Origin of the sequence: Microcoleus sp. C2D2 (genome assembly GCF_036702495.1) — a bacterium.
Classification (GTDB): Bacteria; Cyanobacteriota; Cyanobacteriia; order Cyanobacteriales; family Microcoleaceae; genus Microcoleus.
Genome location: NZ_JAUBTO010000029.1, coordinates 39,042 through 51,078, shown reverse-complemented (window position 1 = coordinate 51,078; position 12,037 = coordinate 39,042). Strand labels below are relative to the sequence as shown.

5 protein-coding genes and 1 other RNA gene are annotated in these 12,037 nt (G+C 45.4%); 1 reads left to right on the top strand and 5 read right to left on the bottom strand.

Annotated elements, in window-relative coordinates; genetic code table 11:
• Positions 1–634 precede the first annotated feature (634 nt).
• On the top strand, positions 635–2,710 hold the full coding sequence (locus QUB61_RS12260) for an ATP-binding protein (protein ID WP_333128264.1): 2,076 nt from the start codon (positions 635–637) through the stop codon (positions 2,708–2,710).
• A gap of 35 nt (positions 2,711–2,745) precedes the next feature.
• Here QUB61_RS12260 and QUB61_RS12255 read toward each other — a convergent pair whose 3' ends face one another.
• The 5 genes from QUB61_RS12255 to QUB61_RS12235 form a co-directional block, all read right to left on the bottom strand.
• Positions 2,746–3,900: a Gfo/Idh/MocA family oxidoreductase gene (locus tag QUB61_RS12255; protein WP_333128262.1), complete on the bottom strand. Its 1,155-nt coding sequence runs from the start codon at positions 3,898–3,900 to the stop codon at positions 2,746–2,748.
• Positions 3,901–4,078: 178 nt separating this feature from the next.
• The gene (rnc, locus tag QUB61_RS12250; protein WP_333128260.1) at positions 4,079–4,786 is read right to left on the bottom strand and encodes a ribonuclease III; all 708 of its coding nucleotides are present in this window, start codon (positions 4,784–4,786) and stop codon (positions 4,079–4,081) included.
• A 372-nt stretch (positions 4,787–5,158) separates the two neighbouring features.
• An RNA gene (gene rnpB, locus QUB61_RS12245) (RNase P RNA component class A) lies at positions 5,159–5,578 on the bottom strand.
• A gap of 326 nt (positions 5,579–5,904) precedes the next feature.
• Positions 5,905–7,101, bottom strand: a complete 1,197-nt coding sequence (gene corA / locus QUB61_RS12240; RefSeq protein ID WP_333128258.1) for a magnesium/cobalt transporter CorA — start codon at positions 7,099–7,101, stop codon at positions 5,905–5,907.
• 90 nt (positions 7,102–7,191) lie between these two features.
• Positions 7,192–11,427, bottom strand: a complete 4,236-nt coding sequence (locus QUB61_RS12235) for a PAS domain S-box protein (protein ID WP_333128256.1) — start codon at positions 11,425–11,427, stop codon at positions 7,192–7,194.
• Positions 11,428–12,037 lie beyond the last annotated feature (610 nt).

Below are 12,037 nucleotides of genomic sequence, written 5' to 3'. Positions count from 1 at the left end.
GGGTGCACTGTTTGGGCCAAGGTTCGCTACCTTAGGGTTGTCAGAGTCGATCTGCTGCTCGATCATCTCATTCTTTGTGTTTGAGAGGTGAAGTATTGTTCTCACCGAATCAATCGGATGCTCCAAAGAAATCTTTCACAGGGTGCAAAATCTCGAATCGCCCATTCCATCCGCCATCTCTGGTCCATCTCAAGAAGGCATTCGGAAAAAAAAAGTCCGATCGAGCAAGAATTCTCTCCGTACACTAGCGGGAGACCGAACTTTTTGCCTCTTAACTTCGGCCGAGTGCATCTATGCGATTCTAGCTTCAAACAACTGCGGTATGTCCACCCGAGGCTTTTTTGCAGCCTGAAAAATTGGCTCCTGGGCTCACGGGTGCAAGTCGCTCCCAGAATTGAGGATGGAAGTGTGACCGAAATCACAGGTATTTGCCGGCAGCAATTGCTGAGCATCTTTAAGCCCACACACTTAGAATTGAGATTACTACAGTGGCTTCTATAATTGTGTTTAAATCTTGTTCTGAAGCTGTGTTGTCCCGTCAGCAGAGCACCCTAGACAGATTCACGCTTTCAGTCTGGTTTATTTCACTTTAATAGTCGCTGTTGGGTGTTGCACCTTAATTTAGATATTTCTTATGGTTAAGTTAGGTCAATCCTCCTTTCGCCGTATTTTACTGTCGCGGATTTTATTGCTCAGCGTACCTGTTCTACTGGTGGGGGAGTATGTTACCTATCGCAAGGCACGCTCGACGCTTCTGGAAACTGCTCGTCAAAACTTGACAGAAAGTGCAGTCAGAAAAGCAGAAACTATTGAACAGTGGGCGAAATCGCTGAAGTCGAATCTGATCGGCGCTTCGGAAAGCTCGATGTTGCAGTCTGTAGATCCGAAGGATTATCAAAAGTTTATCGCGCAATTAGGTCAGCGGTTGCCAGCGCAGGTTGATTGCTTGCAATTGACGGATTTACAGACAAATCAAGTGATAGCAAGCACTTGCGGGCAGCAGCCGATTCAGTCGCTGCCGGCAAACTTTTGGCCGCCAGTACAGCAGCAGCAAACGCTGCTGGACGACAAGAGCGTTTACATCAGTCTGTCGTTGCCTCACCAGCGACAGGGGAAAGCAAACGACCAAAATGTGGCTTTGGCTGCTGAGGATTTTCCAGCGGCGGGTAAAGAAGGCAGCGATAGCCAAGCGAGTTTGGTGTTGAGCGCTCCTGTTTACATTAGTCGGGGCAACAGCCGGCAGTTGAGTTATGCTTTGAGTTTGCAGTCGGCCCTGCCTGTGCAAACCAGCGCTCCTAAGGGGTCTCTAGCGGGCTATACGGTGGCGATCGACCAAGATGGGACGATTTTGGCGCACCCGAATATCAACCGCGTGGGCGGGAATATCAACGCCGAGGCAGATGCCGCTCGACTAAAAAGTATTGTCAGAAGGGCGATCGCCGGCGGACAAGCTTTTCTCCACCTATTTTCCTTTGAAAGAAATGGTGTAGAGTTGCTAGCAGGATACGCTGCTATCCCGAGTCCTTCAACTAAACAGGAGAACAGCAAGTGGATTATTTTAGCTGTCTCTCGTTTAGATTACGCTCTGTCAGGTTTGGAAGAAATTCAGCAAGTTTTATTTAATTTAATTGTCGGTTTAGTTGCTGCTAGTATCATCGCGACTTTATATCTATCTCGCGACTTGGCGCGTCCTTTGGAAAAACTGAGAGACTACGCGCTGAAATTAGATGTAGATACGGAAGCGCCGCAGGCGGTGCCGCAAAATTTCCAAATTAGGGAATTTAATCAACTATCAGAAGCACTAAACAGCATGGTGCAGCGCCTCAGATCCTGGGCAAAAGACTTGGAAGTCGCAACCAAGGAAGCGCAAGTCGCAACCAAGGAAGCGCAAGTTGCCAATCAGTTAAAAGATGAATTCATGGGCAATATTTCTCACGAATTGAGAACGCCGCTCAACAGGATTATTAATTCCATTCAATTTGTGCGGGACGACTTATGCGATGACGGAGATGAAGAAATGGAATATTTGCAGGAGGCCCACGACTCGTCAATGGAATTGCTAAATATTATTAATGATATTTTGGATATTGCTAAAATAGAAGCCGGCATTTTCGCCATAAACTTAAAAGTATTTGATATTACCCAGGTACTTCAAGACGCGATTGATTTGCAAGCACCTAAAATCGAGGAAAAAGGTTTGAAGTTAAGTGGGCTTGAACCTCACGATCCGATTATTGTTCGTGCCGATCCGGAGAAGCTAAAAGAGGTGTTTGTGCACGTTTTGAGCAATGCCGTTAAGTTTACAGAGTCTGGCAGCATTAGTATATCTGTGCGGCTAGAATCCAGGAAGAAATCTGCTAGTTTAAACGGCAGTGCGGAAAGTACGACTGGCCAGGGCGGTCAAAGGGATTGGGTGGTGGTGACAATTAAAGATACGGGAATTGGTATCGCTCCCGAGCAGCAGCAGAAATTGTTTCAACCTTTTGTGATGGTTGATGGTTCTAGAACTCGCAGTTTTGGCGGTAACGGTTTGGGCTTGGCTCTCTCCCTAAGGATAATGGAATCTATGAGCGGAAGCGTTACCCTGGACAGCGCGGGTGAGAATCAAGGTACTGCGGTGATGATTTCTTTGCCTGTCTATCACCAGTCAAGTTTTTATTTTGACAGCCATGACTTGGTAACGGAAAATGGAAATGTCAAAAGTTTATGAGTGATTTTCTCAATCTAAAATCTCAAACCTAAAATCTAAAATGGTATTAGGGGCTGTCCGCCGAGTTCGAGGGATTTGCTCAAAGTGCTCAGAATCCGGATTAATGCGACGGAGGCCGAGCCGGAAGAGGTAGGACAGGGGGTATTAGTTTGCACGCAGTTGAGGAAGCGATCGCACACTCGCTGCAGGGGTTCTGCCGATTCTAAATTCAACACTTCGTGGTGTCTGAGGCTATGAGGCTGCGGTGCGATCGCACTTTCAAAAGAGTTATTTTCTTCGCGCCCGCAATCTGAAGTGCCGCGCTGCACAATCAGGGGAGTTTCTGGCGACATTTCATCAAAAATCAAGCTTCCCAAACTGCCAACAACTGTTAAGCGCCGTTGTTTGTCAGGATTTAGCCAGCACAGGTGAATAAATGCTTGAAATCCGTCGGGATAGGTGAGCGTTACCAAAACTAAATCTGCTAGTTTTTCTGCAGGATTAACAGTCAGCAGTGAAGGAACAAATTGATTTTCTATTTCTGTTGCTGCTTCTTTATTTATTCCTTCTTCCTTGTTTCGAGGGACATCGGACGGCTTCCATGGGACTTCTTCCTTCGGAAATACAGTGCCCATCGCCCTTACTAGAATTGGCGTTTGTTCCAGCCAAGTATTGAAAATAGCGATATCGTGAACGGCCAAGTCCCAAAGGGCATCAACGTCGTGCCGCACCGGCTCAAAATGGGTGCGCTGGGCGTAACCGTAGCGCAATTTTCCGAGTTGATGCTGTTGAATAATTCTTTGGCCTCGAGCGACTGCAGGATGAAATAGATAAGTGTGGTCAACGAAGAGTTGCCGCTGCTGTTTTTCGGCTAATTGACAGAGTTCTATTGCTTCAGTGAGGTTGAGGGCGAGGGGTTTTTCTGCTAAGACATGGTAGCCTTGTTGCAGGGCTGCTGCTGCGAGGGTGTAGTGTGTGGAAGCTGGAGTGGCGATCGCCACAGCTTCGAGTCCCGGCAATGCTTGCACTTGAGACCAATCGGCAGCTAGAATCACCGAGGCATCGAGATTAAACTGTTTTTGAACGGCCACCAATGAATCTCGATTCGGGTCTACGACCGCTAAAACTTGACTGTTGGGATGGTTGAGAAAGTTGCGAATTAGGTTAACTCCCCAGCGGCCCGCACCCAATACAGCTATTCCGATTTTCATTGATTATAATTTCAAAAATCGCACAGTAATTATAGCATATTTTGTTATTATTATCTATGTTTTAACTCAAAAAAATCACTGTTGACTGTTGGCAGCAGTTATCAGTTATTGGTTATTGGTAGCAGCTAACAAATAACCAATAACTGATAACACCAGTCAACAGTCAACTGACTACTGACTACTGACTATCAACTAATTTATTGAAAGCTGCCTGAGCCGCTGCTTGTTCGGCCGCTTTGATCGATCGACCTTTTCCATCTGCTACCAACTTTCCCTGAATGAGAACTTCTGCGGTAAAACGATCCTCTGGGCCCTGTACTGTCCCGGTTTCTTGCACGCTATATTTGGGCAAAGTTTTGTATTTGCCTTGAGTCAACTCTTGGAGAGCAGCTTTGTAGTTTTGGCGGGCTGGATCGCTGCGGATTTCCGCCGCTAGGCGTTGAAAGTGAGAATCTAGCCAAGGGCGAATTAATTCTAAGGTATGGGTACTCAAATAAAGCGCAGCCAGTACCGCTTCCAAAGCATCTGCCAGCCGGGGCTCAGCGCCTGTTTTGTCCGAGGCGGCGCTGGTGGAAACAATTAAATATCGATCGAACCCGTAACTTTCAGCGATTTTAGCAAGAATGCGATCGCTCACCAAGATCGATCGAATAGCAGCAAATTCCCCCACTGTACAGTCGGGATAAATCTCAAACAACAATTCCGACGCCGCCAGCCGCACAACTGCATCCCCCACAAACTCTAGTTGCTCGTAATTTGCTTTAGCTGACGCGCTCGCATGAGTCAAAGCTAAATCGAGGAGATGCCATTTTATCGAAGCATCCTTCAGCAGTCCCAATTTTTGAATTAATGTTTCAAGTTGCTTTTGGCGACCCGGATAAATCATACCATTTTAGATTTTAGATTTTAGATTTTAGATTTTAGAATTGGGAATAACCGATGACTATCCGGGTTGGGAGCTTGTCTAAAGTTGCATTCTTTTTTGAAACTGGTATCACATTCATCTCAGTAAAAAGCTTTTCCTTAAAAAACTAAATAGTCCTCCCAGTGCTTCTGGTCAGATCTGTCCAGGTGGTGAAGAAGTGCCTCAAACGCTGGAAATGTCAGCTTCGGGCGATCGATAAATCTTCTTCTGTTTATAGACTATTAGCAATAAATAACATCTCAAGAATAAAGCTCAACGGTTACGATGACGCCAACAGGTTGACTGCACCTTGACAGGTCTGGTCATAAGCACCTTACCCCAAATTGAGGGGGGGGAAAAAGTCGGACATAAGCCGGGTTCTGTTCTCTCAACTGCAAGCAGTTTTCGAGGGCAGTTATCTATCTGGGACGCCTGTTACCAGACGCCTCAAGCGGTACCAAAAAACGGAACCGGTAAAAAACCAACCATAGTTCCTCCGACCTTGCTCCCAACTGGGGTTTACCTAGCCAGCACCTCTCGATGCTGCTGGTGCGCTCTTACCGCACCTTTGCACCCTTACCCCCTAACACTTTGCGATTTTCGATGCTCGATTTTTGATGCAATCTCAAATCTCAAATCGGGGGGCGGTATCTTTCTGTGGCACTATCCTCACGATCGCTCGCACTGGGCGTTACCCAGCAAGTTTGGTTTTTCGGGAGCCCGGACTTTCCTCAGACCAGCTTTCGCTAATCCGCAACCGCCTGCGCCTACTTTTTCCCCAGATTTATTGTACGCGATCGTTCGTCCATCACTTTGGGATTTTAGATTTACGATTTTAACTTGTCGCGCACTTAATTTTGACCTTTGTGTTTATTCAAACTCTTGTGCAGTGGGCAGGAAAGCCCGCCAAACAATTAAATTTCAATGCAAATCCGCTTAAATTCACTCACGGATGAATCGGGAGGATTAAAAATTTGGGATTTATCATGCAAGGATTTATGACACGGCTTCAACTAGGGGCAGGAAACCTTTTTACCTAACAGGCTTTTGTATTCTTCAATCCTCAATCCAAAATCTCAAATCTCCCATCTTAAATCCGGTTACTTTACTGAGTCATCTTTGACAGTAGAAAAGTTTTCAAACCAGCCGCGCCGCCAGAAAAAGTAAACTAAAGCCGAGGCTATCGCTACCATCAGCGCCCAACAAAGCGGATAGCCAAAATACCAATTCAGTTCCGGCATATTCCAAGGAGATTTCTCTGTATTGAAATTCATCCCGTATACTCCCGCCACAAAAGTTAGAGGAATAAAGATACTAGAAATCACTGTCAGCAGTTTCATAATTTCATTCATTTTATTGCCAACCGATGACAGATAAACATCCATTAAACCCGAAGACAACTCTCGATAGGTTTCCACCATATCCATCACCTGCACCGTGTGATCGTAACAGTCGCGCAGGTAAATTCGCACCTCTGGACTAATCAAATCACTGCTATCTCGAATCAAAACATTAATTGCATCCCGCTGCGGCCAAATTGCGCGGCGCAGCGTCAGCAGTTCTCGCCGGATTTTATAGATTTTTTCCAGGGTTCTGCGGGTGGGGTTCTCCACCACTTCATCCTCTAGTTCTTCAATGCGCTCTCCGTACACTTCTAATACTGGGAAGAATCCATCTATAATCGAATCTAACAGAGTATAAGCCAGAAAATCTGCTCCGTGTTTCCGAATATTTCCTTGTCCTTTACGAATGCGCTCGCGCACGGGGCCAAAGCAATCATAGTCCGGTTCTTCCTGAACAGTTAACAGGTAATGTTTACCCAAAATAAAACTAACTTGTTCTTTATGAAACTTATCTGAATTCGGCTTAAGTATCACCATCCAGGCAATGATTAAAAGGTGATCTTCGTAATCTACTACTTTAGGGCGCTGTGGTACATTAACCACATCTTCTTGAGCCATTAGATGCAAATTAAACACTTTACCCAGGAGGCGCCAAGTTTCTTTGTTTCCTAATCCCAACATATCAACCCAAGAAACAGATTCTGTATCTAAATAGGCAGAAGCTTCTTGAGGATTTGCCAAGTTGGCGCGAGTAGCTGCTGTGTCGGAATAGTCAATTAATACAATCTCCGGAGGCGGCGCATCGGGTTCTAAGTCGAGAGTTCCCGGCGGAGCCCCCGGATCGTCATAAAAATAGTCAACGTAGGAATCATCATCATCATCATCATCATCATCATCATCATCCTTAATGGGTTTTGCAACTGCACTGGAAATATTTATGCCTTTGTATACCATGTTGATATTCCTGACTTTTAGTATCTTTAATTAGGTTATCATTTTTAGCGTACAACTACCCATTACCCATTACCCATTACCAATGACGCATTACCTCTGCCGAATTGGAATCTCGATCGCGAATTCACTTCCCCCTCCCGGCGCGTCCTTGCAGCACAGCGTACCCCCGTGTCTTTCCACCACAATCTGATACGAGATAGACAGTCCTAAACCAGTACCTTTCCCCACTGGTTTAGTAGTAAAAAACGGGTCAAATATCCGAGATTTAACAGACTCTGCCATTCCCGATCCATTATCTGAAATTGCTATCACAACCCGATTGTTCTCCAAAACCTCCGTGCGAATGTGAATCTCAGGCAATGGGTCGCAACTTAAAGGTAAAGTCGGAAAATCTTGCCGTTGGGCATCCGAAGAACTCGCCAATTCTAACTTCCTCTTCCTGACATCTGCTAAAGCATCAATAGCATTATTTAAAATATTCATAAACACTTGATTTAACTGTCCGACGTAGCACTGTACTGGTGGCAGTTTCCCATATTGTTTAACTATTTCAATCTGGCGGTTTCTGCCATTTTCTTTAAGTCTGTGCTGCAAAATTAACAGAGCACTGTCTATTCCTTCGTGGATATCAACACGCTTAATATCTGATTCTTCCAGGCGGGAAAAGTTGCGCAAAGACAGAACTATTTGGCGAATCCGATCGGCTCCGGTTTGAATTGAAGTCAGCAAATTCGGGAAATCCTCTTTCATAAACTCGAATTCTATTTGTTCGGCAAACTCCGCGATCGCAGCAATAGGTTTCGGGTAATGTGCTTCGTACAAACTGCACAGTTTCAGCAAGTTTTTGGCATACTCGCTAGCGTAAGTGATATTACCGTAGATAAAACTGACAGGATTATTAATTTCGTGAGCAATTCCCGCGACTAGCTGTCCCAAACCAGACATTTTTTCCGCGTGAATTAGTTGAGCTTGAGTCGTTCCTAATTGTTTTAATGTTTGCTCGAGCTGGCGATTTTGATATTTTAATTGAGATTCGGCTTGTTTGCGTTTGGTAATATTACGGGCGATAGCGATCGCTTGATTCGAGTTAAAAGGCAGCAATCTCGCTTCATAAGTTTCTTCTCCTGTCGGCAGGTTTAGCGAATACTCGATATTAATTGGAGTTCGGTTTTCGGAAACTTCAATCATTGCCATCACGAATTTGATAGCGGCGGTTTTAGGCAATATATCGATCATTCGTTTGCCCACAAAATCCTCTGGACTCAGGTACAAATCCGCTGAATTTCCTGACAAGTAATCCAAAATAATGCCGTCAGCATTGATTCGGAAATACAAATCGGGCAAGGCCTGAAAAACAGCTTCCAACTCGGAAGTTTTTTGGCGCAATGCTTCTTCGGCGCAGTACCTATCGCTAATATCAAAAATCACCCCATCCAAACAGCAAACGTTCCCATCTGCGTCGAACACAGGAGAACCTTTATCCCACACCCATTTAACCGTGCCGTCTGCTGCTAGCAAGCGGTATTCCAAGCTATAAGACTGTTTGTTTTCTATTCCTTGCCGAATAGTTGCTTCTACTTTTGCCAAATCTTCCGGGTAAATAATGCTAGCAAAAGTCCGGCATCCTTTGTCCAAAAGCGAAATAAAATCCGCAGCAGGGTAGCCCGTTAGTAAGTAAACGGCATCGCTAATAAAATTTGTCGAAAAATCGCACTTCCAGCGATAAACTACTCCGGGAATATTAGCTACCAAAGACCGAAATCTTGATTCACTTCTACGCAAAGCTGCTTCTGCTTCATGTCGTTCTGTAATATCGTGAGCGAAAGCTAGCACTGCAAATACATTACCTTCATGGTCGCGCAGAGGAACTTTTTGGGTGTCAAAAATATGTACTGAACCGTCAGCAATAGTTGCCGGTTCGCAGGGATTGTGGATGATTTCGCCTGCCAGTACAGCAGAGTCGTCTGCACGGAACCCTCGGATATTTTTGGCGGAATTCCCAAATACTATTTCTTCGGAAAATCCTAATTCTAAATCGACTTTTCCTATTATTTGTTCTACTGTTTTACCAATTGCTTGAGCGAAACTCTTGTTTGCCAAAATACACCTAAATTTTTTGTCTTTGGCAAAAATCCAGTCGCTGGTTTTGTCTATTACCGTGCGCAGGAGTTGTTTGGAACGTTCGGTTTTTTCCAAAGCTACCTGCAGTTCTAGTTCCAGGCACTTGCGAGCAGTAATGTTTTCAAAAGCAACACCGACGCAGTTGTTGGGTAATGGAAAAGCTTTAATAGAAAAAGCGCGAGTTATTCGGCCGCTTTCATCACAGTCAATATCTTCAAGTTCTACGGCTTTCTGACTGAGAATTACCGAAGCAAATGCTTGGGGAATGTTTTTCGATCGCAGGCGGGGAAAAATCTCGTCGATTGTCATGCCCAAAACGTCGGCCATTTCTAATCCGGTAAATAGGGTAGCAGCGGGATTCGAGGCGATCGTCCTGAGGGTGCTGTCATCCTCTATATTTTCTAAATGGTAGACGTACAAACCAATTTGCATATTCTCGAAAATTTGGTCGTAGAGGCGCACGCTTTCGTCTACCTGCCTGCGTTCGGTAATATCTTCAGTAATCCCCAAAACGTACTGAGGACGGCCTGCGGCGTCGAGAATTGGCACTTTGCGGGTGTGCAGTATTCTCATACCTTTGTGGCGAGTTTGGATCGGTTCTTCGGCTATGTCTTTAACAGTAAGTTGGTTGCGATCGCCGGTCAATATTTCCCTGTCTTGAGCGGTGAAAACATCAGCTTGTTCTTTGGGGTAAATATCGTAGTCATTTTTGCCGATCGCCTCTTGACTGGTAACACCTGCGATCGTTTCTCCCGCTTTGTTCCACAGCACAAATTTCAGCGAAGAAGCATCTTTAGCAAAAACTCCCACCGGCAGATTTTCTACTACGGAATTGAGAAACCCTTTAGCTGATTTTAATTCAGCTTCTGCACGCTTGCGTTCGATGCCTAAAGCTATGACACCGGCAACGGATGCTAAAGTTTCCTGAAAGAGTGCTGTCAGCGGCTGGCGGCTGATAATTACCATGACTCCCACCACCCGTTCTTCGACTATCAAAGGGTAGCCGGCGAAGGTAAGAATTTGCTTGGGGATTGGGCAATTGACCGGCTTTTGAGCGGTGTTGATAATTGCTGCGGAGGAACTGTGTGCCGCTGTTGCTTTCGGGGATTCTTCCTCTGGGAGTCCAAAATTATTCAGTTCAAATCCGCAGTCAAATTCCGGTTTTTGCTGTTGGGCGATCGATCTAACCTTACTTTCAATAAAGCTAGCCCGATCGTCTGTGCGGCTGTAGATTCCCGAGGCTGCTTGCAATTGGCCAACATTCTCTTGAGAGTTGAAAGTCCAAATTTCAGCAGAGGCGACATCGAGATTCTGCACCATTGCCTCGCAGCAGGGAAGCAGGATATCTTGAGGGTGTTTGGTGAGGGCAATACCGACATCGGCTACCATTGCTGTGAGGCGAGAAGCTTGGGCTTTTTCTGCTTCCAACCGTTTGTGCTCGGTGATATCTTCCACCAAAGAAAGCACGGTAAAAGTGTCGCCGCTGCGAATAATCGAGTTGAACCAGCGACACCAAATTATCTGTCCGCTTTTAGTTTGATTTTGGTTAATTGAAGTATTGCCGTTGCCGCTGGCCAGTTCGAGCTCGATCGCCCTTACAGCCTCTCTATCTTCCTCGCAAACCAAAGCCAAATCGCCGAACTGCTTGCCCATCATATCATCGGATGTCCAGCCAAAGAGTTCCTCGGCGCGTTTCGACCACTCAACGATCCGAAAATCTTCATCCCAGCCTACCATTGCCAGGGGACTGTTAGCTGCATTCAACCACAGTAAATCGTTCGATCGGCGCAACTGTTGAGTTTTCTGCCGCTGCCAGCGGTAGTGCCTGGTGATATCTCTACCGACGCCCAAAACCCGCATCTGGTTGCTAGAGGCATCCACCGCTGGCGTGTAAGCTGTTTCGTAAATTTTAATCCCGCCGTCTGCCGCCGTCACCTCATGAATTGCCAGCCTTGTTTCCCCGGTTATAAATACTTGTTGCAGGCAGGAATCAATCTGCGAGATTATATTTTTGACAGCCGTATTATTGGGATATAATTTTAATAATTCCTGATTAGTTTTGTTGACTATTTCAGCAGGCTCCAATCCCATCCAAGCAGCAGCAATAGGATTGATGGATAGGTACTTTTGCTGTCGATCGCACTCTAGGAAAGCATCAACAGAGTTAGAAAAAAAAGACTGAAACGAGTTGATAACTTCCTGCATGGGTATTTTTTCATGAGAAAAGCTTAGTAGTGTCGAAACCTCGTGTCTTCAGAGCGGGCGAGGACATACGCATCCGGCAGTTTTAACCGCCTCGAATATTGATTGTTGCTAGACGGGGGCTACTTGGTCGCTTGGTACTTTTGTGAGGTATTTTCACTCCTGACAATTACTGTTTTAAACATTTCACCCGCGATCGCATAGCAGCTTGGGCTTAGACCCATATTTTTGATAACGCAATCAGTTAAGACGATAGCTGGTCAACTATCTCTTTTGATTAGGGCATGAAGCCCCATCTTTTCAGAGCGGGGTGCTGACTTGCAAGTTAAGCTCTAAAATTTTCCTAAAGTTAGTTTAACCCACTCAAATCTTTTTGCACACTTTACTGCTGCGTTTCCGGGTGCAATTTTCGGCACAGTTACCTATAATACAAAAATTTAAAGAAATAGTATTTTTGGGAATATAGCTTAATTAGAGCAGATGCTCTTTTTTTTAACCAGACGCAGCGGTTACAAAAGGGAGATGGGGAGAAGGTCCGAGGGGGAGACGGTTCGAGGTTAATCGACAACCTTCGAGAAAAATGGTTGAGAAATGCCCGACAGCTTACCAATTC

What these genes read in the sequence shown, in the direction of transcription:
- QUB61_RS12260 (WP_333128264.1), top strand. Translation starts at nt 635, where the DNA reads ATGGTTAAGTTAGGTCAATCCTCCTTTCGCCGTATTTTACTGTCGCGG.
- QUB61_RS12255 (WP_333128262.1), bottom strand. Translation starts at nt 3,900, where the DNA reads ATGAAAATCGGAATAGCTGTATTGGGTGCGGGCCGCTGGGGAGTTAAC.
- rnc (WP_333128260.1), bottom strand. Translation starts at nt 4,786, where the DNA reads ATGATTTATCCGGGTCGCCAAAAGCAACTTGAAACATTAATTCAAAAA.
- corA (WP_333128258.1), bottom strand. Translation starts at nt 7,101, where the DNA reads ATGGTATACAAAGGCATAAATATTTCCAGTGCAGTTGCAAAACCCATT.
- QUB61_RS12235 (WP_333128256.1), bottom strand. Translation starts at nt 11,427, where the DNA reads ATGCAGGAAGTTATCAACTCGTTTCAGTCTTTTTTTTCTAACTCTGTT.